This is a genomic window from Micromonospora sp. BL1, from assembly GCF_003667485.1.
GTDB lineage: Bacteria > Actinomycetota > Actinomycetes > Mycobacteriales > Micromonosporaceae > Micromonospora > Micromonospora tulbaghiae.
The window spans coordinates 1-24136 of sequence record NZ_RCVK01000377.1; the positions used below are offsets into that span (position 1 = coordinate 1).

Annotated in this window: 25 protein-coding genes; 8 read left to right on the top strand and 17 right to left on the bottom strand. The window is 72.4% G+C overall.

The features are described from left to right. From thpR to EAD96_RS28010, 5 genes are all read right to left on the bottom strand, one after another. Positions 1-501 (bottom strand): RNA 2',3'-cyclic phosphodiesterase (thpR, locus tag EAD96_RS27990; RefSeq protein WP_121686350.1); only part of this gene is annotated, 501 nt, incomplete at its 3' end. A 4-nt stretch (positions 502-505) separates the two neighbouring features. Further along, positions 506-1015 (bottom strand): hypothetical protein, encoded by a 510-nt coding sequence (locus EAD96_RS27995; protein WP_013283716.1) that lies wholly within the window; start codon positions 1013-1015, stop codon positions 506-508. A gap of 79 nt (positions 1016-1094) precedes the next feature. After that, positions 1095-2381, bottom strand: a complete 1287-nt coding sequence (locus EAD96_RS28000) for an MFS transporter (RefSeq protein ID WP_120571995.1) — start codon at positions 2379-2381, stop codon at positions 1095-1097. A gap of 68 nt (positions 2382-2449) precedes the next feature. Continuing rightward, positions 2450-2899, bottom strand: a complete 450-nt coding sequence (locus EAD96_RS28005; RefSeq protein ID WP_030274920.1) for a MarR family winged helix-turn-helix transcriptional regulator — start codon at positions 2897-2899, stop codon at positions 2450-2452. A gap of 61 nt (positions 2900-2960) precedes the next feature. Further along, positions 2961-4442, bottom strand: a complete 1482-nt coding sequence (locus EAD96_RS28010) for an NCS2 family permease (RefSeq protein ID WP_121686351.1) — start codon at positions 4440-4442, stop codon at positions 2961-2963. Positions 4443-4536: 94 nt separating this feature from the next. On the opposite strand from EAD96_RS28010, the gene EAD96_RS28015 reads away from it, so the two are divergent. Next, positions 4537-4800, top strand: coding sequence for a DUF2530 domain-containing protein (locus tag EAD96_RS28015; protein WP_047892542.1), 264 nt, complete (start codon positions 4537-4539; stop codon positions 4798-4800). A gap of 4 nt (positions 4801-4804) precedes the next feature. Here EAD96_RS28015 and EAD96_RS28020 read toward each other — a convergent pair whose 3' ends face one another. After that, positions 4805-5644: a DUF3027 domain-containing protein gene (locus tag EAD96_RS28020; RefSeq protein WP_120571996.1), complete on the bottom strand. Its 840-nt coding sequence runs from the start codon at positions 5642-5644 to the stop codon at positions 4805-4807. Positions 5645-5731: 87 nt separating this feature from the next. On the opposite strand from EAD96_RS28020, the gene EAD96_RS28025 reads away from it, so the two are divergent. Together EAD96_RS28025 and EAD96_RS28030 are read left to right on the top strand one after the other, a co-directional pair. Next, positions 5732-7348: an MFS transporter gene (locus tag EAD96_RS28025; protein ID WP_047892540.1), complete on the top strand. Its 1617-nt coding sequence runs from the start codon at positions 5732-5734 to the stop codon at positions 7346-7348. Then, positions 7345-8067: a futalosine hydrolase gene (locus EAD96_RS28030; RefSeq protein ID WP_121686352.1), complete on the top strand. Its 723-nt coding sequence runs from the start codon at positions 7345-7347 to the stop codon at positions 8065-8067. The genes EAD96_RS28025 and EAD96_RS28030 overlap by 4 nt, the downstream gene beginning before the upstream one ends. Positions 8068-8125: 58 nt before the next feature. Here EAD96_RS28030 and EAD96_RS28035 read toward each other — a convergent pair whose 3' ends face one another. Then, positions 8126-9109: an NAD(P)-dependent alcohol dehydrogenase gene (locus EAD96_RS28035; protein WP_121686353.1), complete on the bottom strand. Its 984-nt coding sequence runs from the start codon at positions 9107-9109 to the stop codon at positions 8126-8128. 116 nt (positions 9110-9225) lie between these two features. On the opposite strand from EAD96_RS28035, the gene EAD96_RS28040 reads away from it, so the two are divergent. Then, a complete protein-coding gene (locus EAD96_RS28040; protein WP_121686354.1) occupies positions 9226-9936 on the top strand; it encodes a TetR/AcrR family transcriptional regulator in 711 nt (236 codons plus the stop codon). 34 nt (positions 9937-9970) lie between these two features. Then, entirely contained in the window at positions 9971-10801 is an 831-nt protein-coding gene (locus tag EAD96_RS28045) for a 1,4-dihydroxy-6-naphthoate synthase (RefSeq protein WP_121686355.1), read from the top strand. Here the strand turns inward: EAD96_RS28045 and EAD96_RS28050 are convergent. Beyond that, entirely contained in the window at positions 10762-11148 is a 387-nt protein-coding gene (locus tag EAD96_RS28050) for a cold-shock protein (RefSeq protein WP_026267952.1), read from the bottom strand. The genes EAD96_RS28045 and EAD96_RS28050 overlap by 40 nt on opposite strands. Positions 11149-11176: 28 nt before the next feature. After that, positions 11177-11800, bottom strand: a complete 624-nt coding sequence (locus tag EAD96_RS28055; protein WP_121686356.1) for an HAD family hydrolase — start codon at positions 11798-11800, stop codon at positions 11177-11179. Between the two features lie 37 nt (positions 11801-11837). Between EAD96_RS28055 and EAD96_RS28060 the strand changes: the two genes are divergently transcribed. Beyond that, the gene (locus EAD96_RS28060) at positions 11838-14303 is read left to right on the top strand and encodes a helicase-associated domain-containing protein (protein ID WP_121686357.1); all 2466 of its coding nucleotides are present in this window, start codon (positions 11838-11840) and stop codon (positions 14301-14303) included. 1 nt (position 14304) lies between these two features. Here EAD96_RS28060 and EAD96_RS28065 read toward each other — a convergent pair whose 3' ends face one another. Both EAD96_RS28065 and EAD96_RS28070 read right to left on the bottom strand, forming a co-directional pair. Then, complete coding sequence (locus tag EAD96_RS28065; RefSeq protein ID WP_121686358.1) at positions 14305-14541, bottom strand: hypothetical protein; 237 nt, start codon at positions 14539-14541, stop codon at positions 14305-14307. A 123-nt stretch (positions 14542-14664) separates the two neighbouring features. After that, positions 14665-15540 (bottom strand): L,D-transpeptidase family protein, encoded by an 876-nt coding sequence (locus EAD96_RS28070; protein WP_121686359.1) that lies wholly within the window; start codon positions 15538-15540, stop codon positions 14665-14667. A gap of 194 nt (positions 15541-15734) precedes the next feature. Here EAD96_RS28070 and EAD96_RS28075 point away from each other — a divergent pair, with 194 nt between their 5' ends. After that, the gene (locus tag EAD96_RS28075; RefSeq protein ID WP_120572005.1) at positions 15735-17414 is read left to right on the top strand and encodes a DNA repair helicase XPB; all 1680 of its coding nucleotides are present in this window, start codon (positions 15735-15737) and stop codon (positions 17412-17414) included. A gap of 30 nt (positions 17415-17444) precedes the next feature. Here the strand turns inward: EAD96_RS28075 and EAD96_RS28080 are convergent, their stop codons facing one another. Both EAD96_RS28080 and EAD96_RS28085 read right to left on the bottom strand, forming a co-directional pair. After that, a complete protein-coding gene (locus EAD96_RS28080) occupies positions 17445-18710 on the bottom strand; it encodes a glycosyltransferase (protein WP_233586197.1) in 1266 nt (421 codons plus the stop codon). 4 nt (positions 18711-18714) lie between these two features. After that, a complete protein-coding gene (locus EAD96_RS28085; RefSeq protein WP_158614825.1) occupies positions 18715-19290 on the bottom strand; it encodes a tetratricopeptide repeat protein in 576 nt (191 codons plus the stop codon). Between the two features lie 270 nt (positions 19291-19560). On the opposite strand from EAD96_RS28085, the gene EAD96_RS31695 reads away from it, so the two are divergent. Continuing rightward, positions 19561-21078, top strand: a complete 1518-nt coding sequence (locus EAD96_RS31695; RefSeq protein ID WP_233586198.1) for a hypothetical protein — start codon at positions 19561-19563, stop codon at positions 21076-21078. 97 nt (positions 21079-21175) lie between these two features. Here the strand turns inward: EAD96_RS31695 and EAD96_RS31925 are convergent, their stop codons facing one another. From EAD96_RS31925 to EAD96_RS28110, 4 genes are all read right to left on the bottom strand, one after another. After that, a complete protein-coding gene (locus tag EAD96_RS31925; protein ID WP_121686362.1) occupies positions 21176-21703 on the bottom strand; it encodes a beta-ketoacyl synthase N-terminal-like domain-containing protein in 528 nt (175 codons plus the stop codon). Between the two features lie 123 nt (positions 21704-21826). Next, positions 21827-22783 (bottom strand): zinc metalloprotease, encoded by a 957-nt coding sequence (locus EAD96_RS28100; protein ID WP_121686363.1) that lies wholly within the window; start codon positions 22781-22783, stop codon positions 21827-21829. A 92-nt stretch (positions 22784-22875) separates the two neighbouring features. Then, positions 22876-23199 carry a hypothetical protein gene (locus tag EAD96_RS28105; RefSeq protein ID WP_121686364.1) on the bottom strand — a complete coding sequence of 108 codons (324 nt, stop codon included), beginning with the start codon at positions 23197-23199 and terminating at the stop codon, positions 22876-22878. Continuing rightward, positions 23192-24049: a GNAT family N-acetyltransferase gene (locus EAD96_RS28110; protein WP_121686366.1), complete on the bottom strand. Its 858-nt coding sequence runs from the start codon at positions 24047-24049 to the stop codon at positions 23192-23194. Before EAD96_RS28110 ends, EAD96_RS28105 begins: the two co-directional genes overlap by 8 nt. Between the last annotated feature and the right edge of the window lie 87 nt (positions 24050-24136).

Consider the following 24136-nt stretch of genomic DNA (forward strand, 5'->3'; position numbering starts at 1 on the left):
GCTGTGGACCAGGGTCAGGCGGTCGGCGGGCCAGTCCGGGCCGGAGTAGTCGTCCAGGGTCGCCAGGTCGGCGCGGAGCTCGGACTCGGGCACCCGGTCGCCGGGGCGGGCGATGGTCAGGTGTGGCCGGAACGGCTTGTCGTCGCAGGGCAGCCCGGCCCCGCGCAGCCCGTCGCGGATCGACCGGGCGAGCGCGTCGAGCGCGTCGACCTCGCCACGCACGTCCACCCAGAGCACAGTGGACCGACTCTGCCCGAATCTGCCGCCGCCGGCGAGGCGTAGCCGCGGGGAGCGAGCCGACCGGGCGGCCGAGGCGAGCGCCGACTCCACATCGGGCAGCCGGACGTCCGGCACCTCACCGAGGAAGGCGAGCGTTAGGTGCAGGTTCGCCGGGTCGGCGAGCCGGGCGTGGCGGGCGGACGCGACCCGCAGGCCCTTGATCCGGGCGGTCAGGTCCGCGACCGCCACGGGAGGCGGGTAGATCGCCGCGAAGAGACGCACCCGGTCAGCGGTGCCGCTGGTGGTGCGCGGCGCGGGCGGCCGGCAGGGTCAGCCCGGCGGCGTGCAGCAGCCCTTCGACGCGTACCCGTTCGATCTCCCGGTCGACGCCGTCCAGCTCGGCCAGGTGTTCGGCGATGCCGAGCGCGTGGCAGGCGGCGCGCAGCCGTTCGTCGTACGCCTCGATGACCGCGCCGTGCCACACCACGCTGCGGTCGGCGGCGGCGAGCCGGTGCCCGCCGAGCCGACGCAGGTCGGTGGCGAGTTGTTCCAGCGGGCGTCGGCCGTCCTTGTCGAACTCGGTGAGGTCGATGTCGCGGGTCAGCGCCTCGGCCTCGATGGCCCGGTCGAGCCGCGCGATGGTGCGGCGTTCCCGTCGCTGCTCCCGCCACTCGGCCCATCCGCAGGCGACCCGATCGATGATCTCGTCGGCGCAGAACAGCAGCGCGAACAGGGCAGGCAGGCAGCAGACGGCGAGGATCGCCAGCGCCAGCAGCAGTCCCTGCCCCACTTCCACACATCGACGCTAAGCCCTGCCGCACCGGCCCGCCACCCGTTTGGGTAATCGGGCCGGTACGACCGGCTATCAGGCAGGGCTACTTGGCGCCGGGCGACACCACGTAGAAGCGGGGCATCGGCAGCACCCGCATGCGCAGCCGGGCGCCGGAGCGGCGCAGCTGCCAGGTGAGCGCCAGCAGCGCGGCGGTGAGCGAGATCAGACCGCCGGCCCAGATGCTCGCGCCCGCGCCGTACGTCTCGGCGACCCAGCCGATCAGCGGCGCGCCGACCGGGTTGGTGCCCAGGAACACCAGCACCCACAGCGCCATCACCCGTCCCCGGAAGGACGCGTCGACACCGAGCTGTACGCGCTGGTTGGCGGCCTGGGCGAAGTAGATCATGAAGAACCCGGCGGGCAGCAGCAGCGTCACGACCATCCAGTACGCCGGGGCGAGCCCGACGAGCGTGCCGAAGACGGCGCAACCGATCGCGGCACCGAGCACGAGCCAGACCGAGGGCCGGCTGCGCCGTCCGGTGCCGGCCAGCGCCCCGACCAGCGCACCGGCCGCGAGCGCGGTGCTGAACAGGCCGAACGAGGCGGCGCCGGTGTTGAACACGGTCTTCGCGAGCGCGGCGAGGGTGAGCTGGAAGTTGAACAGGCTCATCCCGATCACCGACATGAGGACCATCGGCAGCAGGATGTCGGGGCGTCGTGCCACGTACCGGAGGCCGTCGACCACCCGGGCCTGGTCCCGCTCGCCGACCGGCGGCAGTTCCTTGCGGTGCAGCTCGTCGGTACGCATCCGGACCACGTTCACCAGCGGGGCGATCGAGCTGAGCGCGGTGACCAGGAAGACCGGGCCGACGTCGACGACGGCGATGGCCAGGCCGGCGACGGCCGGGCCGACGATCCGGGCGGAGTTGAACACGGCCGCGTTGAGCGAGAGCGCGTTCGGCAGCAGCGGCATGCCGACCAGCTCGGAGACGAACGCCTGCCGGACCGGCGTCTCGACCGCGTTGGACACGCCGAGCAGGGCGGCGAACGTGAAGACGTGCCAGAGCTGCACCAGGCCGGTGAGGACCAGGATGCTCATGGCCAGCGCGAGCACGGTCCAGAACGCGTTGGCGACGAAGAGCAGCATCCGCTTGTCGTAGCGGTCGGCGAGCCGGCCGGACAGCAGCGTGAGCAGGAGTACGGGCGTGAACTGCAACGCGGTGACCACGCCGAGCGCGGTCGCGGAGTTGTCGCTGAGCTCGAGGACGAGCCAGTCCTGGGCGATGAACATCATCCAGACGCCGATCAGTTTGATCAGCTGTCCGGTGGCGAAGAGCCGGTAGTTACGGACTCGTAGGGACTGGAACATCGTGCTCAGCTTGGCCTGCACTCTAGGTGCGCCTCCTTGCGTCGGTACGCTTCATCCACAGCTGACGAAGCGAACCGCGGGCGGCGGTGTCAGGCGCGAGCGATGCCCTGGAGGATGTCCGCGGCACGCCGTAGCGTTTCGCGTTCGTCCTCGGTCAGCGCGGCCAGCCGGGTGGCCAGCCACTCGTTGCGGGCCCGCTCGAACTGGTCGAGTACGGCCCGTCCCCCTTCGGTCGCCGCCAGGATGACCTGCCGTCCGTCGGTCGGATGGGGAGTGCGCTGCACGAGGCCGCGCTCCTCCAACTTCGCGACGATCTTCGTCATCGTGGGCGGCTGCACCCGTTCGACATCAGCCAGTTCCCGTGGCGTGAGGGCGCCCGCCAGATTGAGGCTGGTGAGCGCCGACAGCTGGGTGACCGTGAGGTCGCCGACCGGCCGGGCCTGTCTGACCCGCCGGTTGAGCCGGGTGATCGCATCTCGCAGCTGAGGCGCCAGCTGCGCCGGTGGCACGCGTTTCGCCGTCACCGTCCGCTCCGTCACACTCGTTAGCTTAACTAATGAGCCTGGCTAACGACATGCGTTATGACCAGGCTCACCAGCGTCAGAGCAACACGGACTCGACCGGCCCGCGCAGGAAGTACACGATGAACAGCACGGCGACCCCGTACAGGAGCGGGTGGACCTCGCGGGCCTTACCCTTGGCCACCTTCAGCAGCACGAAGCTGATCACGCCGGCCCCGATGCCGTTCGAGATCGAATAGGTGAACGGCATCAGCGCGATGGTGAGGAACGCCGGGATGGCGATCTCGTAGTCGGTCCAGTCGATAGTGCGGACCGCCGTCATCATCAGGAAGCCGACCACCACCAGCGCCGTCGAGGCGGCCTCGAACGGCACGATCAGCGACAGCGGCGCCAGGAACATGGCGAGCAGGAACAACCCGCCGGTGACCAGGTTGGCCACACCGGTCCGGGCACCCTCCGCGACACCTGCGGCGCTCTCGATGTACGAGGTGTTGCTGGACACCGAGGCCGCGCCACCCGCGGCGGCGGCGATCGAGTCGACCAGCAGGATCTCCTTGGCCTTCGGCGGGGTGCCCGTCTCGTCGAGCATGTCCCCTTCCTGGCCGATCGCGACCATCGTGCCCATGGTGTCGAAGAAGTCCGTGATCAGCAGCGTGAAGACGAACATCAGCGGCACCAGCCAGCCGACCCGGCTCCACGAGTTCAGTACGTTGAACTGGCCCAGCAACGACAGGTCGGGCAGGTCCACGATCTGCTTGGGCAACTCGGGCACGTTCAGCGCCCAGCCCTTCGGGTTCGGCTTGCCGTCGACGAAGGACGGGCCGATGTTGGCGATCGCCTCGACCACGATGGCCAGCACGGTGGAGGCCAGGATGCCGATCAGGATCGCGCCCCGGACCCGGCGGACCACCAGGACCAGGGTGACCAGCAGGCCGACCACGAAGACCAGCATCGGCCAGCTCGCGATCTTGCCGCCGATACCCAGCTCGACCGGCACCGTCGTGTCCGCCACGTCCGGAATGCGGCGGACGAAGCCGGCGTCCACGAGGCCGATGATGGTCAGGAACAGACCGATTCCGACGCCGATCGCGGTCTTGATCTGGGTCGGCACCGCGCGGAACACCGCCGTACGCAGGCCGGTGAGCACCAGGATGCCGATCAGGACACCCTCGATGACCACCAGGCCCATCGCGTCCGCCCAGGTCATCAACGGCGCGATTTCCTTGGCGACGAGCACGTTCACGCCCAGGCCGGCCGCGAGCGCGATCGGGAACCGGGCCACCACACCCATCAGGATGGTCATCACACCAGCCACCAGCGCGGTCGCCGCCGCCAGCGCCGGGATGGCCAGGGTGTTGTCGAACTTGTCCTCTGCGCTGCCGAGGATCAGCGGGTTCAACACCACGATGTACGCCATCGTGAAGAACGTGGCGAAGCCGCCTCGCAGCTCCCGGCTCAGCGTCGACCCGCGCGCCGAGATCAGGAAGAAGCGGTCGAAGGCGTTTCGTGGATGCGCGGGATCGGGCGGCGTGCCGTGATCCGGCGGCGGAGCAATGGACATGGGGTCCTCATCTAGGTCATCGGCCGGGTTTTGTCGCGCGCATCGTCCCAGATCACCTGGCGGACAGGGAAGAACGATCACGTACGCTGGTCCGGTGTCACAGGAGCAACAGCCGCGGCCGGAGCCGCTCGACCCGCCGATGGTGCCGTTCGCCGTCGCCGGGCTGATCGCCTGGGCGGTGGCCGGCCTGGTGCTACTGGTCTTCTTCCGGGACTGGCTCACCGAATCCGGGCGTCAGAACTGGCTCTGGACCTGCCTGGCCGGTTTTCTGTGGGGCTTTCCCGGCCTCGCGGTGATGATGCGGCACGACGCCAACCGGCGTCGCCGGCGCGCGGCTGCCGCGCAGCGACAGCGCTGACCCGTCAGGGGTGGCCGTACGGCTCCGCCGGCTCGGCCGCCTCCACCGAGCCCGGGGCCCGGCTGACGGTCATCGCCTCGACCGCGCTGTCGTCGTAGACGGTGGGCAGCTCGTCGACGGGCGTCTCGGCCGACTCGATCATCGTTTCCGAGTGCGCGCCGCACCCGTGGTCGGCGCTCACCACGCGGCCGTCGTCCGGGGCGTAGAAGTTGCCGCAGGCGCCGAACGCCAGGCGCAGCGAGCCGGCGAGCGGCAGGTAGAAGCCGCAGGTGCCACAGCGGGCGGCGGCCGGCGCGGCGACCGAGATCGCGGCGTCCGGGCCGTGGTCGCCGTCGTACCAGCGCTGGGCGGCCTCGGCGCGGCCCTCCCGGGACAGCACCCGGGGCCGGCCCAGGCCCAGCTCCCAGGCGGTCTCCTCCACTGCCGGGTCGTCGGAGAGCAGGTAGCCGGGGGCGAGCCGCTCGTCGTCGGCCGGGGTCGGCAGCAGATCGCCCGGGCCCAGGTCGCCCGGCTTGAGCCGCTCCTGCCAGGGCAGCCAGCCGGGAGCCAGCAGCGCGTCCGGGCCGGGCAGCAGCACCGTCTCGCAGATCGTGACGTGCCGGCTGCGCGGCACCCGGGTCACCGTGACGGCCCAGCGCCAGCCGCGGTAACCGGCCATCCGGCATTCGAAGTAGTGGGTGACGACCCGGTCGCCCTCGGCGACCGCCTGGAGATGATCACCGATGTCGGTGGGCTCCACCTCGGTGATCGCGTCGCGGGCCACCTCGACGGCGGCGGCGCAGACCTGGTCGAGCCGGGGAGCGCGGGCGGAGGCGGGCCTGGTCACCGGACCATTGTTCCCCATGCCCGTCCACGGGCGACAGGCACTCCCCGGAGTCATTCTCTCCGGGTGATGCGGCGCACGTGGAAAGGATGGGCGAGGATGGGACGCATGGCGCTGTCCTCCCGCTCCGGCCGCTCCTTCCTCGGGCGGACCGTCGGCACCGGCATCCGCGCCACCAGGCTGCTGCTGCGGGGCTCGCTGCACGGCGGGCGCTGGATGACCCGGCGGGCCGGCACCGCCCGGGCCCGCAGCGCCGGCAACGAGGTGGGCATGGTCCGCCTGTTCGACCTGCACGCGCTCTCCTGCGCCGGTGACACGCTCATCGCGATCGGCCTGGCCGGGACGATCTTCTTCGACGTGCCGCTGGGCGAGGCGCGCAACAAGGTCGCCCTCTACCTGCTGGTGACCATGGTCCCGTTCGCCATGCTCGCCCCGGTGGTCGGCCCGCTGCTCGACCACTTCCGCCACGGCCGGCGGTACGCGCTCGCCACCACCATGCTCGGCCGGGCGTTCCTGGCCTGGCTGATCTCCGACTACATCGGCGGCTTCGGGCTCTACCCGGCGGCGTTCGGCGTGCTCGCGCTCTCCCGGGCGTACGGGGTGGCCCGCTCGGCGGCGGTCCCCCGGCTGCTCCCCGAAGGGCTCGGGCTGTCCCAGGTCGGGGCGCGCGCGAGCGTCTACGGCACTGTGGCCGGGGCGCTCGTCGCGCCGATCGGGCTGGCCGCGTTCTGGTTCGGGCCGCAATGGCCGCTGCGGGTCGCCTCGGTGATCTTCCTGATCGGCATGGTGATCTCGCTCCGGCTGCCGCCGAAGGCCGACTCCGAGCCGCCGGAGCGGATGCCGCACCCGCTGCGCGCGATGCGCCGCCGCGACGGCGAGCGCCCGCTGGGCCGGGGCCGTCCCAGCGGCCGGCTGGTGATCGCCACGCTGATCGGCGCGGCCGCGCTGCGCGGGCTCTACGGCTTCCTGCTGCTGTTCCTGGCCTTCGCGATCAAGGCCGGTGACCTGACCACCGACTTCTTCGGCCGCGACCTCGGCGCCCAGGGCGCACTGGGCCTGGTCGGCGGCGCGCTGGCGGTCGGCACGTTCCTGGCCACCGCGATCGGCACCCGTCTGCGCATCCACCGGCCGACAGCGCTCCAGTCCAGCGGCACGATCGTGGTGGCCGGTGTGGCGGTGCTCGCCGCGCTGAAGTTCTCGCTGCCCATGGTGGCGCTGCTGTGCCTGGTGGCCGCGATGATGAGCGGGATCGCCAAGCTCGCCGTGGACGCCTCGATCCAGGAACGCATCCCGGAACGGCTGCGCGCCAGCTCGTTCGCGCACTCGGAGACCGCGCTGATGCTGGCGTTCGTGGCCGGGGGCGGGCTCGGGCTGGTGCCGTTCACCGGGCTGATCGGCGTGACGGTCGCCGCCGCGGTGGCCGCGCTGGTGGCCGTACGCGGAGTGCTGGTCGCGGGCAAGCTGCGCGGTGAGCATCTGGTCGGCCGTCCGCTCGGCGACCAGGAGCTGGCGGCGGAGCAGGCCACCCGGGCCGAGGAACCGGCCGCCACCTCGTTCGACGATCCGGCGCCCACGTCACCGGCGCCCCAGCGTTCCGGCCCGCCGCCGGACGACGACGGGCTGGCGCCGCCCGGCTTCCACATCTACCGGCCGTCCTCATCGGTGGGCGGGCCCGGCGGCGTCGAGGACACCGAGCGCCGCGATCCCCGGGGGCCGGTGGCGTGACCGGTCTGCTCGTGGTCACGGCCGTGCCGGCCGAGGCCGAGGCGATCCGTGCCGGCCTCGCCGCATCGACCGCACCGGCACCGTCGGACGGGACAGTGCCGTCGGACGGGACAGTGCCGTCGGACGGGACAGTGCCGTCGGACGTGACGGTGCTGCCGGTCGGGGTCGGCCCGGCCGTGGCCGGGGCCGCCACGGCACGGCTGCTGGCGCTGGCCGAGGCGGCCGGGCGGCCGTACCGGGCGGTGGTCAGCGCGGGCATCGCCGGCGGGTTCGCCGGCCGGGTCGCTGTGGGCGGCACGGTGCTCGCCGACCGCAGCGTCGCCGCCGACCTCGGCGCCGAGTCGCCGGCCGGTTTCATCCCGGTGGAGGATCTCGGCATGCCTCCCGAGCTGCTGGGCGGCGGCCGGACCGTGCTCGCCGATCCGGCCCTGCTGGCCCGTCTGCGCGCCGCGCTGCCGGGGGCCACGGTCGGCACGGTGCTCACCGTCAGCACGGTGACCGGCACCGCCGCCAGCACCGCGGCGCTCGCCGAGCGGCACCCGGAGGCGGTGGCCGAGGCCATGGAGGGGTACGGCGTGGGGGTCGCCGCCGCCCACGCCGGTGTGCCCTTCGCCGAGCTGCGGACCGTCTCCAACCCGATCGGCCCGCGCGACCGGAGCGCGTGGCGCATGCGCGAGGCGTTCGCCGCGCTCACCGCCGCCGCTGCCGCCCTCCACTGATCTTGTCCACCTGTGGACAACCCTGTGGACAACCCGCCGGGCTGGGGACAGCGGAGCCTCAGACCGTGATGACGACCTTGGCGCGCGCGTGCTCGCCTTCGAGGTAGCGGACGGCGTCGGGCACCTCGCGCAGCGGGTAGGTGCGGTCGACGACGGGGGTGAGGCGGCCCGCCTCGGCGTGCTCGCGGAGCGCGTCGAGGTGCGCCCGGCCGGGTGAGGTGGCGAGGACGACGACGCGCTGCCGGACGAACGGCGCCGTCAGCCGTCCGCGGGCCAGCAGCCCGATCGGGCCGAGCAGGCTGCCGCCGCGGTAGACGCCGCCGCCGGAGAGCACGAGCGTCCCGGAAGGCGTCAGCGCCCGCCGCAACGCCGTGAGGGAGCGGTTGCCGACCAGGTCGAACACCACGTCGTGGCGGTCCCCCGCGCGGGTGAAGTCGTCGCGGGTGTAGTCGACCACGTGGTCCGCGCCGAGTGAGCGGACCAGCGCGACGTTGCGGGTGCGGCACACGCCGGTCACGGTCGCGCCGAGCGCCTTCGCGAGCTGGACGGCGAGCGTGCCGACGCCGCCCGACGCCCCGTTGATCAGGACGCGGTGACCGGGCCGGACCTGCCCGGCGTCGCGCAGCCCCTGGAGCGCGGTGACGCCTGCCAGCGGCAGGGCCGCCGCCTGCGCCGGCGTCAGGTTCGCCGGCCGCGGCGCGACCAGGTGCTCGGGTACGCGCACGTACTCGGCGAACGCGCCGTCGGCCTCGCCCATGTCGCCGAAGACGGCGTCGCCGGGGCGTACCTGCCGCACCTGGGCGCCGACGGCTTCGACCCGGCCGGCGAAGTCGCGGCCACGGACGCGGGCCCGGGGCCGCCCGAGGCCGAGCGCCAGCCGCGACAGCCGGGGGTCGCCGCGCATGACGTGCCAGTCGTACGCGTTCACCGCGGCGGCCTCGACCCGGACGAGGACGTCACCGGGGCCGGGCTCGGGCGTCTCGACGTCGGCGAGCACGAGTGTCTCCGGGGGGCCGTACCGGTCCTGGACGATCGCCTTCATGTCCCACTCCCTCCCAGGTGTACGGCGTACACCGTAATGGGACCAGGCTAGGTGTACGCCGTACACCCGTCAAGACGGTTACTGTGTCAACGGCCACCGGGAGGACTGGGGACGACATGGCTGAGCAGGTGGAGACGGCGCGCCGGGCACCCCTGACCAGGGACCGCGTCCTGCGTGCCGCCGTCGCGCTCGCCGACCAGACCGGGATCGAGTCGCTCAGCATGCGCAACCTCGCGCAGGACCTGGGCGTCGTGCCGATGGCCCTCTACAAGCACGTCGCCAACAAGGACGAACTGCTCGACGGAATGATCGACATCGTCGTCGGGGAGATCGACCCGCCGGCCGCCGGCGACTGGAAGCAGGCGATCCGCCGGCGCGTCCTGTCGGCGCGACAGATGCTGCTCCGCCACCCCTGGGCGTCGCTGGCGATCGAGTCCCGGACCATGGCCACACCGGCCGTGCTCGCGTACCTCGACTCGACGGTCGGCGTGTTGCGGGCGGGCGGGTTCTCCACCGACCTGGCCCACCACGTCATGCACGCGCTGGGCAGCCGCGTGCTGGGCTTCAGCCAGGAGCTGTTCGACGCATCCCGGCAGGCCGGCCGGTCCGGTGCGACGGTCCCCGAGGCGCCGGCCGATCTGCCGCCGGAGGTGGCCGCCCGGTTCCCCAACCTCGCGGCCGTCGCCACCGCCGCGTCCCACGACGGCGACTCGGTCGTCGGGCCGGGCTGCGACGACCAGTTCGAGTTCGAGTTCGCGCTGGACCTGCTGCTGGACGGCATCGAGCGGCTGCACCGGGACGGCTGGACGTCACACCGGACGGGGTGACGGGTCAGCTGGGCGCCGGGGTTACGGTGGGACCGTGGCGCTCTCCCTGGCGATCTCCCCCTGCCCCAACGACACGTTCGTCTTCGACGCCCTGGTGCACGGCCGGGTGCCGGGCGCACCGGCGGTCGAGGTGACCTACGCGGACGTCGACATCACCAACACCGCCGCCGAACGGGGGGCGTTCGACCTGGTGAAGGTCAGCTACGCCGCGCTGCCGTGGCTGCTCGACGACTACCACCTGCTGCCCTGCGGCGGCGCGCTCGGCCGCGGCTGCGGCCCGCTGGTGCTGACACGAGGTGACCGGACCGACCTGTCCGGCGCGACGGTGGCGGTGCCCGGCGAGCGGACCACCGCGTACCTGCTGTTCCGCCTGTGGGCGGCCGACCAGGCCCCGGCGCGCATCGAGGTGGTGCCGTTCCACGAGATCATGCCGGGCGTGGCCGCCGGCCGGTACGACGCGGGCCTGGTCATCCACGAGGCGCGCTTCACCTACCCGCGGCACGGGCTGACCGCGCTGGTCGACCTGGGCGAGTGGTGGGAGGGCGACACCGGGCTGCCGATCCCGCTCGGCGCGATCCTGGCCCGCCGGGGCGCCGTCGACCCGGTCGAGGCCGCCGCCTGGATCCGCGAGTCGGTACGGCAGGCGTGGGCCGACCCGGAGGCCAGCCGCGAGTACGTCCTCGCGCACGCGCAGGAGATGGAGCCCGACGTGGTGGACCGGCACATCGGCCTCTACGTCAACGAGTTCACCGCCGACCTGGGAGAGGCCGGCTTCGCCGCCGTGGAGGCGCTGCTGGGCCGGGCCGCCGACGCCGGGCTCGTCCCTCAGACCTCCAGCTCGCGCGCCACCGCGTGGACCAGCTGAGCGATCTTCTGGGCGGTCTTCCGATCCGGGAAGCGACCGCGGCGCAGGTCCGGCTGGACCTTCGCCTCCAGCACCTTGATCATGTCTTCGACCAGGCCGTGGAGTTCCTCGGCCGGCCGGCGGCGCAGCTCCGCCACCGACGGCGGCGCCTCCAGCAGCTTGACCCCCATCGCCTGGGCGCCCCGCCGGCTGTCGACCACGCTGAAATCGACCCGCTGGCCACCCTTCAGGTCGGCGACACCCGCCGGTAGCGCGCCCTTCGGCAGGAACACGTCGCCACCCTCGTCACTGGTGACGAACCCGTACCCCTTGGCGGCGTCGTACCACTTCACTCGACCCGTCGGCACCTGTTGAACCCCGCTCCACTCGAACCGTCTACCCCTCCAAGGCTAGCCCGATGATCCGGTCCAGCGCCCTCGGGAATTCGACGAGATCATCAAGCACCAGGTACGCCCCGGCCTCGGTCAGTTCGTCGGCCGTGCACGGGCCGGTCGCCACCGCCACGCCCGGGATTCCCGCGGCCCGCGCGGCGGCCATGTCGGCCACGTGGTCGCCCACGTAGAGCGTGGCGCCGTGCTCGCGCAACGCGACCGCCTTCTGCTCGGCGAACACGTCCCCGGCCAGCTCGTCCACCGGCAGCCCGAGGTGGTCCAGGTGCAGCTTCGCCAGCCGGCCCATCTTCGCGGTCACCACCATCGTCCGGCCGCCGCGCGCGTGCACCGCGCGCAATGCGGCCTCCGCACCCGGCATCGGCACGGTCGGGGTGATCGCGTACGCCGGATACAGCTCCCGGTACAGCGCCACCGCCTCCTCCACCCGCTCCGGCGGGAACCAGTGCGCCAGCTCGGTACGCAGCGGCGGGCCCAGCCGGGAGACGGCCAGTTCCCCGTCCACGTGCACGCCCGTGCGCGCGGTCAGTGCCCGGAACGCGGCGGCGATCCCGGGCCGGGAGTCGACCAGGGTCATGTCGAGGTCGAAGCCGACCATCAGCGGAGACATGCCGAGAACCTACCCAGCGGGCTAGCGTGGTACGACGATGACCACCTCACTCGCCGACCACCTGCGGGCCCTCCCCGACGAGTCGCTTGCCGCCCTGCTCCAGCTGCGGCCCGACCTCGTCGTGCCGGTGCCGGCCGACGTGTCCGCCCTCGCCCTGCGCGCCCAGTCCCGGGTCTCCGTGGCCCGGGCGCTCGACGGGCTGGACCAGTTCACCCTCCAGATCCTCGACGCCGCCCGGCTCACCCGGAGCCCCGAGGGCGCCACCTCCACCGACCAGATCCTGGCCATGGCCACCGCCGGGCCGCAGCCGCCCGCACCGACGGCGGTCCGCGCCGCCGTCGACCGGCTCCGGGCCCGGTTCCTGCTGTACGGCCCCGAGCACGACCTGTGCGTGGCCGGCGGCATCGACGAGGTGTCCCCGTACCCGGCGGGGCTGGGCCGGCCGGCGGCGGAGCTGGACCCGCGCGCGGCGGCGCTCTGCGCGGACCCGGCGAAGCTGCGGCGGACGCTGCTGTCCGCGCCGCCCTCGGCCCGGGCGGTCCTGGACCGGCTCGCCGCCGGGCCGCCGGTCGGGACCGTCGCCCCCGGTGCGCTGGAGGCCCCCGCCACCGGCGCCGAGGACGTGCTGCCACCCGACCTGGTCAACGGCGGAGCGCCGACCGGTTCCCCGATCCGCTGGCTGGTCGAGCACCGGCTCCTGGTCCGGATGTCCGGCGGCCGCAACGGCACCGTCGAGCTGCCCCGCGAGGTGGGGCTGGTGCTGCGCCGCGACGCCGGTCCGCTCGGCCCGCTGCGCACCGGCCCGCCGGTGGTGTCCGGCCCGCCGCGCGAGGTCAAGTCCGTCGACTCGGCCGGGGCCGGGCAGACCATGGAGATGGTCCGGCACACCGAGGCGATGCTGGAGGCGCTGACCGCGGAACCGGCACCGGTCCTGCGTTCCGGCGGCGTCGGCGTACGCGACCTGCGGCGACTCGCCCGTGGCCTCGGGCTGGACGAGCCGACCACCGCGCTGCTGTTCGAGGTGGCGTACGCGGCGGGGCTGACCGGGGAGATGGAGCTGACCGGCGCGGCCACCACCCGGTACGGCGGCGACCAGCAGATCCTGCCCACCGGCGGATACGAGGTGTGGCGCGCGGTGTCGCTGGCCCAACGCTGGGAGCAGCTCGCCCGCGCCTGGATGTCGATGCCCCGCCAGGCCGGCCTGATCGGGCAGCGCGACGACCGGGACCGGCCCATCTCGGTGCTCTCCGCCGAGGCGGAACGGGCCGGCGCGCCGGCCGCCCGGCGCGCGGTGCTGGCCGTGCTGGCCGACCTGCCGCCCGGAACCGCGCCGACCACCGACGAGGTGCTGGAGCTGCTGGACTGGCGCGCGCCCCGGCGGGCCCGAGGGCGGGAGGCGGCGCACCGGGAGGTACTGGCCGAGGCCGCCACGCTGGGCGTGACCGGGCTCGGCGCACTCACCTCGTACGGGCGGCTGCTGCTCGCCGAGCTGACCGAGGCCGACGAGCGCGGGGACGACCCGCTCGGGTTGCGCTCCGACGCCGAGTCGGGCGACGCGTCGACGACCGTACGGGCGCTGGACGGGCTGCTGCCCGCACCGGTCGACCACGTGCTGGTGCAGGCCGACCTGTCAGTGGTGGTGCCCGGCCCGCCCGACCCGGCGCTCGCCGCCGAGCTGGACGTGGTGGCCGAGCACGAGTCGGCGGGCGGAGCCAGCGTGCACCGGGTCACCACGGCGAGCATCCGGCGGGCGCTCGACGCCGGCTACACCGCCGACGACCTGCACGCGCTGTTCCGCCGCCGCTCGCGTACCCCGGTCCCGCAGGGCCTGACCTATCTGGTCGACGACGTGGCCCGCAAGCACGGCGGGCTGCGCGTCGGGTCGGCCGGCGCGTACGTGCGCAGCGACGACGAGGCGCTGCTCACCGAGGTGCAGGCGGACCGGCGACTGGAGCCGCTGGCGTTCCGCCGGCTCGCGCCCACGGTGCTGGTCACCCCGTACCAGGTCAACCGGATGCTCACCGCGCTGCGCGACGCCGGGTACGCCCCGGTGCCCGAGGACGCCAGCGGAACGATGGTGCTGGCGCGGACGAAGACCCGGCGGGCGCCGGCCCGTACCGCGATCGGCCGTGCGGTGGACCCGCTCGCCACGCCGAAGCTGCCGATGCCCCGCCTGCTCGGCGTGGTGGAGCAGATCCGCCGCGGCGAGGCGGCGGCCCGGGCGGCACGGCGGGCCCCGGCGGTGGTCCGCGGCGCCCCGGCCACGACGGGTGGTCCCACCCCGGTGTCCGGGCACGGCGACGCGCTGGCGGTGCTCCAGCAGGCGGTACGGGACAAGGCGCTGGTCTGGGTGGGCTACGTCGACGCGCACGGGGCGACCGCGTCCCGGCTGGTCCGCCCGGTGGCCATCGGCGCCGGCTACCTGCGCGCCGAGGACGACCGGACGGAGATGCTGCACACGTTCGCGCTGCACCGGATCACGGCAGCGGTGCTGGAGGAGTGAGCTACTCCCCGTTGCGCCGCAGCGTGCCGATCACCGACACGGCCAGCAGCAACGCGAACGCCGTACCGGCCGCCTCGCCCACCGAGTCGACGAAGCCCTGCTGCTGCACCAGCAGCCCGAACAGGAACCAGCCGAACACCCCCGTGGCGGCGGCCGCGTAGGCGAGCAGGACCGCCGTGGGCACCTCCTGCTGCCGCGTCCGCTCGTCCTCGGGAAGCACGTCCTGGTCAACGGTCATGACAGTCCCTCCCCGTCCCGGCATGGACCCGGCTTCCAGGGTTACACCAACCGGAGCGCGCGGACAGGGGTTAAAACCCTGATCCGGGCGCTCCGGTCACGGGTGGGACGAGTTCCGGCGCGCTCAGGTGCCGGGGCGGCGGCCGATCACGACCACGCGGGTGCCGACCGAACCCAGCTCCCACAGGCGTACCGCGTCGCGGTGCAGCAGGTTGACGCAGCCGTGCGAGCCGATCGCGCCGTTGTGCAGGTAGGTGGTGGTCTCGTGGAAGCCGATCCCGCCGTTGAACTGCTGCCAGTACGGCAGCCACACCTCGTACGGGTTGGACCACTCGCGCGGGTTCTTCCGGCCCACCGAGTACGTGCCGGCGGGGGTGGCGTAGCCGGACATGCCGGTGCGGGTCACTGTCGGGCCCATCACCACCTTCCCGCCGCGCATCGCCCAGACCGTCTGCCGGGTCAGGTCGACGCAGAAGGTGAGCCGGGAACCGGCGTTGCACCGCGCGGTGTCGGTGGCGGCGAGCCGCTTCGCCACGTCGTACGTGGTGGGGCCGGCGCGACCCGAGGACGGGCTGATCCCGTACCGGATCTGGAACTTCTTGATCGCGGCGCAGTCGGCGGCGGACTGCTCGCCGTCCACGGTCAGCGTCCCGAAGCCGCCCAGCCGGGTCAGGTACGTCTCCACGGCCCGCTGGTGCTCCCCCTGCGGGCACCCGGCGGACGCGCTCGGCTTCGGCGCGGGCTTCGTCGTCTTCGTCGCCCCGGGCGACCGGGAGGGTTTCGGCGAGGCCGTCCGGCTCGGCTGCGCCGACGGGGACGTGACCGGCTGTTCCGGCGTGGGCGACGCGCTCGCCCCCGATGCTCCCTCCGTCAGCCCGACCGGGCCGGGGGTGCTCCCCCCGGCGCCTTCCGCCTGCGGATCGAGCGCACAGGCGCCGACACCGACCAGCACGACCAACGCCAGGGCGGTGGCCCGGGCGAGAAACCGGACACGCTGCATGGGCCCTCCCTGGACAGTCGTCCCGCTAGCTAGACGTGTGGGACGAGTATGACGTTGCCTGTCCAGCGAGACTTTTTTGCCGCACCCTCCGGCGTGCAACACTGGATGGTCGGCCCGCGGCAGGTCAGCCCGGGTGGCGACGGGTGCCGGGCCGCGAGGTTCCGGGGTTCCGGGCGATGCGAGAGGACGCTGGCGTGAGCGGTGGACCACTGATCGTGCAGTCGGACAAGACACTGCTGCTGGAGGTGGATCACCCCGACGCGCAGGCGTGCCGGATGGCGATCGCGCCCTTCGCCGAGCTGGAACGCTCCCCCGAGCACGTGCACACCTACCGGCTCACGCCGCTGGGCCTGTGGAACGCCCGGGCCGCCGGTCACGACGCCGAGGGCGTCGTCGACTCGCTGATCAAGTATTCGCGCTACCCGGTGCCGCACGGTCTGCTCGTCGACGTGGCCGAGACGATGGACCGGTACGGCCGGCTCCAGCTCGCCAACGACCCCGTGCACGGCCTGGTGCTGCGCGCCCTGGACCGGGTGGTGCTGATCGAGGTCGCCAAGAGCAAGAAGCTCGCCGGCATGCTCGGCGCGAAACTCGACGACGACACCGTCGCGGTGCACCCGTCCGAGCGGGGACGGCTCAAGCAGGCGCTGCTCAAGCTGGGCTGGCCGGCCGAGGACCTCGCCGGGTACGTGGACGGCGAGGCGCACCCGATCGAGCTGGCCGAGTCCGGCAAGGACGGCGGCAAGGCGTGGACGCTGCGGTCGTACCAGCGGGAGGCCGTCGAGGCGTTCTGGGCCGGCGGGTCCGGCGTCGTGGTGCTGCCCTGCGGCGCCGGCAAGACGCTCGTCGGCGCGGCGGCGATGGCCGAGGCGAAGGCGACCACGCTGATCCTGGTCACCAACACGGTGGCGGGACGGCAGTGGAAGCGGGAGCTGATCGCCCGCACGTCGCTGACCGAGGAGGAGATCGGCGAGTACTCCGGCGAGCGCAAGGAGATCCGCCCGGTCACCATCGCCACGTACCAGGTGCTCACCGCGCGGCGCGGCGGCGCGTTCACCCACCTGGACCTGTTCGGCGCCCGCGACTGGGGCCTGGTCGTCTACGACGAGGTGCACCTGCTGCCCGCGCCGATCTTCCGCTTCACGGCGGACCTCCAGGCCCGTCGCCGGCTCGGCCTCACCGCGACTCTGGTACGCGAGGACGGCCGGGAGGGCGACGTGTTCAGCCTGATCGGCCCGAAGCGGTACGACGCGCCGTGGAAGGACATCGAGCAGCAGGGCTGGATCGCCCCGGCGGAGTGCACCGAGGTGCGGGTGACGCTCACCGACGCCGAGCGGCTCGCGTACGCGACGGCGGAGGCAGAGGAGCGCTACCGGATGGCGGCCACCGCGCGCACCAAGCTGCCTGTGGTGCGGGCCCTGGTGGACCGGCACCCGTCCGAGCAGGTCCTCGTCATCGGCGGGTTCCTCGACCAGTTGCACCAGCTCGGCGAATACCTGGACGCGCCGATCGTGCAGGGCTCCACCACGAACAAGGAGCGCGAGCGGCTGTTCGACGCGTTCCGCTCCGGCGAGATCCGCACCCTGGTCATCTCCAAGGTGGGCAACTTCTCCATCGACCTGCCGGAGGCGGCGGTGGCGATCCAGGTGTCCGGCACGTTCGGCTCCCGGCAGGAGGAGGCGCAGCGGCTCGGCCGAGTGCTGCGCCCGAAGGCCGACGGCCGGCAGGCGCACTTCTACACGGTGGTCTCCCGGGACACCATCGACACCGAGTACGCGGCGCACCGCCAGCGGTTCCTGGCCGAGCAGGGGTACGCGTACACCATCGTCGACGCCGACGACGTCCTCGGCCCGAAGCTGCCGACCGTCGACTGAGATCTTGTCGCGCCCGTTCGGCTGGTCCGCTCAGATCGTCAGCAGACCTCCGTTGCGGGTCTCGTCCTTCACCGCGATCAGGTTCGCGACGACGTACGGGATGTTGTTCGCCTGGTGGAAATCGCTCGGGAAGTACGTGCCCAGGCGAGACACCTGGAATCGGCAGCGGATCTCCGGCACGAAACGCGCGTACTGCTCGTTGGTGAAATACCAGAACGAGTTCTCGTTGTAGAACGCGACGTGCGTCGGGTCCTGGTACGCGCCCCGTCCGTCCGAGCTGGGCGTCAGGGACAGCAGCAGCCCGTTCGGGGCGAGGACGCGGTACAACTCGTTGAAGAGTCCGATCTTGTCCGGGACGTGCTCCAGGAAGTCGACCGCCCGGATCACCCCGACGCTGCTGTCCGGCAGGTCGATCCCGTTCGTGACGTCGCAGACGATGTCCACGCCGTCCCCGGCGCGGCGGTCGAGCCCGAGGAAACCCTCAGGCTTGTTGTGTGCCGCTCCCATGTCCAGGGCCAGCAGGTCCCGCCGTTTCGCCCAGGCCAACGCGTTGAACTGGATGTTGCGGTCGTAGATCTCCACGGACCGCCGCTGGATGCGCGCGTTGACCTCAGGGTCGCGCTGGGTGTTGCGGGTGTGCATCCGTTGCAGGTAAAGGCACTTGGGGATCTGGTGGAACTCGGCCGCCTGGTACAGCCGACACATCAGGTCGAGGTCGTCGGCCACGTCGAGTTCCTCGTTGTAGCCGCCCACCTTCTCGTACAGATCCCGTCGGAACGCCCGGACGTGGTTCGGGGCGTACCAGATGTAGCTGACGTTGTGCGGCGTCGGCTCCAGCGAACAGCAGGCCGACACCTCACGCCCGTCGACCCGCTCGTCGCGGTAGCGCCACCCGTGCGCGGCGGCGAACCGCGAGTCGTCCCGCCCGCCGTCCTCTTTGATCTGGGCCGTGTCGCTGTAGACGAAGCCCACCCCGGGGTTCGCGTCGAAGGCGGCCACGACCTCCGCCAGGCAGTCACTGCTGAGCAGGTCGTCGTCGTCGAGTTCGACGAGGATGTCCCCGTACGCCTCGGCGCAGGCCTGTCGCTTGACCGCACCGACACCGGACAGCCCGTCCCGCACCAGGAGGCGGATCCGTGGATCGTTCGCCTCGGGGCGCCACCGGGTGCCCTGGTTGAGAATGACCACCCATTCCCAGTCCGCGTACGTCTGCGCCAGCAGAGACTGCAGACAATCGTCCAGGAAGCGGGTTCGGTTGCTACCCGTGAAGACCGTGACGTGTGGCGCCTTCACCACGCGATCACCTCTTTGTCTTCTGCGGGCGGAAGTCCTCGGGGACCGCCGGCGCCAGCTTCGGATCCGCGTCGATCGCCGATGCGAACGCCTTCCGGGCACCCGTCCGGTCGCTCTGCTTGACGAGCATCAACCCCAGCCGCAGGTACGCCGTGGAAGCGCCCTCATCCGCATCGACGATCTTGCGATACAGCGCGACCGCCTCGTCCGGCTTCGCCTCCTCCAGCAGGATCGCCTTGTTGTAGAGGGCGGGCCGGTAGGAGCCGTCGATCTGCAGCGCCTTGTCGTAGGCCGCCACCGCTTCGTCGGTTGCGTCACGCGACTGGGCGAGGTAGCCGAGATTGAACCAGGCGAACTTGTTGTCCCCCTGAAGCGCGACCACCTTCTCGAAGGTTGCCTTCGCCTCGTCGGACTTGCCGGCCTGACCCTGCTCGATACCTTCCTGGAGCAGGACCTTCGGGTCACCCTGTGCGACCCCTGGAGCGACGGTCCCGCCGGATCCCTTCGTTGCGGGTGTCTTGTCGTCACTGCACGCACCCACCCCGGCCAGTAGTACGGAGCCGCAGGCAAGTGTGCCGAACACCTGTCGCATTCTCACTGTCTTCCTCTTCCTGCCGATCATTCTGGATGTGTGCTTCGCCGATCACGGTGCGGCGGGCGCGCAGATGACGTAGACGAGGCCGGGCTCTGTCCCGAAGAAGTTGGCCTGCCATCCGACCGGCGTGTCTCCGTCTACGAGCGGGGCATCCACGTTCACGGTCCCGTTGGTGATGTAGCCGCCGCCCGTCGCCACTTCGCCGGTGGGGCAGCTGACGCTTTGGAAGCCGGTAGCAGGCTCATCAGAAGAGACGACATGAACGCCCGACAGGGCACCCTGGGCACCCTGGGCACCCTGGGCACCCTGTGGACCCTGCGGGCCGCTCGGGCCCTGCGCGCCGGTCACACCCTGTGGCCCTTGCTCACCCTGGAAACCCTGCGGACCCTGCTCGCCCTGCGGACCCTGCTCACCCTGAAAACCCTGCGGACCGGGCGAACCCTGCGCACCGGCCACACCCTGTGGCCCCTGCGAACCAGGCGCGCCGGTCACACCCTGCGGGCCTTGCTCACCCTGGAAACCCTGCGGACCGGACGAGCCCTGCGCACCCTGCGCACCCGTCACACCCTGCGCACCCTGCGGACCCGGCGAACCGGCCACGCCCTGCGGACCCTGCGGACCGGACGAGCCCTGCGCACCCTGCGCACCCTGCGGACCCGGCGAACCGGCCACGCCCTGCGGACCCTGCTCACCCTGCGGACCAGGCGAGCCGGCCACACCCTGCGGGCCTTGCTCACCCTGGAAACCCTGCGGACCCTGCGGACCGGACGAGCCCTGCGCACCCTGCGCACCCTGCTCACCCTGCGGACCAGGCGAGCCGGCCACACCCTGTGGACCCTGCCCACCCTGAAAACCCTGCGGGCCCTGCGCGCCCGTCACACCCTGTGGACCCTGTGGACCCGACGAGCCCTGCGGACCCGACGAGCCCTGCGGACCCGGCGAGCCCTGCGGACCCGGCGAGCCCTGCGCACCGGGCGAGCCGGCCACGCCCTGCGGACCCTGCTCACCCTGCGGACCAGGCGAGCCGGTCGCACCCTGTGGACCCTGCCCACCCTGAAAACCCTGCGGGCCCTGCGCGCCCGTCACACCCTGTGGACCCTGTGGACCCGACGAGCCCTGCGGACCGGGCGAACCGGCCACACCCTGCGGACCCTGCTCACCCTGGAAGCCCTGCGGGCCGGCAGCACCCTGGAAGCCACGTGGGCCACGCCGCCCGCGCTCGCCCTGCGCACCTTGCGGACCCTGCGGACCCACCTTGCTGCCATCCGGACCCTGCGGACCCACCTTGCTGCCATCATGGCGGCGCCGACCCGGCTCCTGGTCCTGCCACTGCCAACCCTGCGGATCGGACCATCCGTCGGGGCCGCCGTCTCGCACGAGGGTTGTGCCGGGCTGCCAAACGCGCGCCTGCCCGGCCGGCCCGGGCGTGCCCTGGTAGCTGCGCTCGGCGCGGGCGTTGTGAACCACCTCGGCCGCCTGAGCGGGGGTCACGCCGGTGGTCATCCCGGCAATGATCATCACGGAACTGAAGCCCGACGCGGCCTTGACGTGCCTGAGACTCGCCAGCGGCTTGCGTTCCGTTTTTTCCCTCATGTCCCCTCCACCGGAACGGGTCGTCGCATCGCGATCCTTCCCCGGACGCGCAGAAGTCACAATATCGGCGGCCGCACTCGATACCGGGCAAAAGTAGTTTTAGGCCCAAAGACGCATGAAACACCCAAGAGAGGTCTCTCCCCTGGGCATCGCCTCCGCACGCTGCGTCAGACCACCGCATGACCCCCGGACCCGTTCTTCGTCGACGGGGGTGGCCTGGACGCCGCCGCGCCCTGGCCGAGTCGACCGGCCGAGCCGAACTGTCCCTATATCTCGGCTGTCAGCACCTGTTCGCCGACTCCGCCTTGCCGACGTACGAACCGGCGGTTGCCGCCCTGCTCACCCAGCGGTTCCTCGACTTCCTCAGACTCCTTGAGCCGCCAGAACTGACCGCCGCTCCGCAGGCGGTACGCCGACCACGGCCGCTCCGGCGCCCGCGCGATCCCGTGAGGCAGCATGCGCGGCTGCGCCGGCTACCCGCGCCCGGCCAGCACCGTGCCCGGTCTTCCCCGGGCGGATCGACTTGGCGAAACGCGCGGCGACCGTGCGCGCACGACCGTCCGATCCCGTACGGCCGGCTGACGCTCGCCCGGCGAGAAACGCCGAGGTTGTCCCAGAACGTGTCGAGGTCCGGGGCGTCCGGAAACCGCCCGGCCATGCCGATCACCGCGATCGCGGGGGTCCGAGGTTCAGTCTCGTCGACGGGCTGGTCACGGCCGACAAGGTTCTCGGCGTGCACACCGCCTGCGGCCGGACACTCAAGGACGTCCTCCAGCGGCACAGAGCGCTTCGCGGCTACCACCAGCACTAACCAGATCGGCTCCGACTGCCCGGGGCTCTGGATCGAGTTGGTCGGGCTCCACCGGAAGGCTGAAGCAGACGGGCCGGCGGGTCGCCGCAGAGCGACCCGCCGGCACCGACTTCCAGTTGGCTACCCGGCGCCGCCGGCGCGGAACGCCACCCAGGCGTCGCTCATCCGGTCGGCCTGGCCCGGGGTGAACATGTTCATGCAGGAGTCCTGCGTGTAGTCCATGAAGTTGTGGATCGGGTCGAGACCCGGCGCGGTGCAGGTGTCCGCCCCGATCGGGCAGTTGAACTGCGGCGCCGCCTCACGCGGCGTGTCCGCCACGAAGTCGCCGGACGCGGAGCAGCCGTGCGCGAACGTGTGCTCCAGCATCAGCCAGTGCCCGACCTCGTGGGTCAGCGTGTCACCGAGCGCGTACTTGCCGGCCGTGCCGCCCGGCATCGACTCGTCGAGCATCACCACGCCGTCGATGTAGTCGCGGCCGTTGTTGTAGCCCTTCGGGAAGTACGCCCAGCCGAGCAGGCCGTCACCGATGTTCGCCGCGTAGACGTTCAGGGTGCGGGAGTCGCCGGTGTAGAGCGCCTTCTTCATGTCCCGCTCGTTCTTGCCCGGCACCACCGTGTACCAGGCACTGTTCACGGTCCAGGTGGTGTCGACGAGCGAGAAGCGGAACGGCGTGTCCGACGCGTCGGCCGCGGTACGACCCGCGAACGAGTCGTTGAGCACCGTCATCTGCGCCGAGATGAGCGTGTTCCAGCGGGCCTTCTCGGCGGCGCTCAGCTCGTGGTCCGAGATCATGTGGAAGATCGTCGGCACGGTGACGCTGCCGTTTGCGAGGCGCGGCGAGTCCTTGATGACGCCGTACGCCTTGGCCTCGTTCGTCGAGTAGAGCGCGGGCTCCTTGGTGGTGGCGCCCTCGCGTACCCGGGCGGCACTGTGGTGGTCGGCGCCGGGCTCGCACTCAGCGGCGGGCGAGGCGGTCACGGGTGCGGCCGTGGCCGCGACGGGGGCTCCGCCGGCGGTCAGGAAGGTGGCGGCGGCAGCGACGAGCACTGCCAGGTGGATCGTCGGTTTCCTGTGCATCGTTGCACCTTTCGAGAGGCATGAAAGGAGTACCGACGCGGGGTTGTCAAAGCTGCGGATCGATGACGTCGTCGTCCCGCCATAAGACCACGTCAACGGCCGTCCGCAACAGTCCCCGGCGGATCCGTCGACGTCATGACGCCGGCGATGACGCGCGCCACGCATTCGTAGTCGCGTACCAGCGGACCGACCAGCGCACGGTCCGGCTCGAACGCGGCGACCAGTCCGCGTACCAGATCCTGGATGCGCTGGTCCATGCTGAGCCGCCGCCCCCGGTGCCGGCGCGCGACGCTGCGCCAGCGGCGCACGCCCACGTCGGCGAGCCGTTCCTGGTGCTCGGGCGCGGGCACCGGGCAGCCGTTCGCCCACAGGTCGCCGAGGGCCCGCACGATCGCCGCACGGGTCGCGTCAGGCATGGAGGTAGCGGGCGCGACGGCCGAAGTCGCGGAAGCCGAGCCGCCGGTACAGGCCGGCCGCCGGATTGTCGTCGTTGACGCAGAGCCACGCGGCCTCCGCGCCCGCGTCGGCGAGGCCGCGCAGCACGCGCGCCACCAGGTACGCCCCGACCCGCCGCCCGCGCCACCCGGGCACCACGCCGACCTGGTCGATCCAGTCGTCGAGCACTGTGACGAAGCCGGCCGCCTCACCGTCCGGGCCGCGCGCGAGCAGCGTCAGCTCCGGGCGGAAGTCCTCGTCGTCACGCAGGTCGCCCAGCCACTCGCCGGCTTCGGGCTCGACGAATCCGGGCCGGTCGGCGAACGACGCGCGGTAGGTGGCGAACAGCTCCGGCCCCAGCGTGGCCTGCTCCACAGTCACGCCGTCCGGCGCCGTGACCTCGGGCAGCGCGTCGAGGTCGTGCCGCAGCACCCATTCCAGGAACGTCCGCGTGTAGCCGCGCGCCGCGAACAACTCCTCCGCGGCGGCGTTCCACGTCTCCGTGGTGACCAGCAGGCCCGCGTCGCCCGCCTGCCCCTCCGCCCGGTCCAGCAGCGCGCCGCCGAGCCCGCGCCCGCGCCACGCCGGGTGCACCAGGCCGGTGGCGGTGGCCGGCGTCCGCGCCGTGCCGACCCCGACGGCCGCGACCAGGTCGCCGCCCGACCAGGCACCGTGGGTACGCGTCTGCAGCAGCCGCGCCCGCGCCAACGGGGTACGCCCGAACAGCGGCAACCCGCCGTCAGTGGCGAGGCACGCCTGCGCCAGCCCGGTCAACGCGGGCAGGTCGTCCTCGCCGAACTCCCGCCAGACCAGCCCATCGATCCCGCTCACGCCCACTCCCGCCACCGCCGAGCCCGACCCCACGGTCCAGCTCCCCGAGGCAGTAGGCCCCACCCCAACCGTGAAGGTCAACCACAT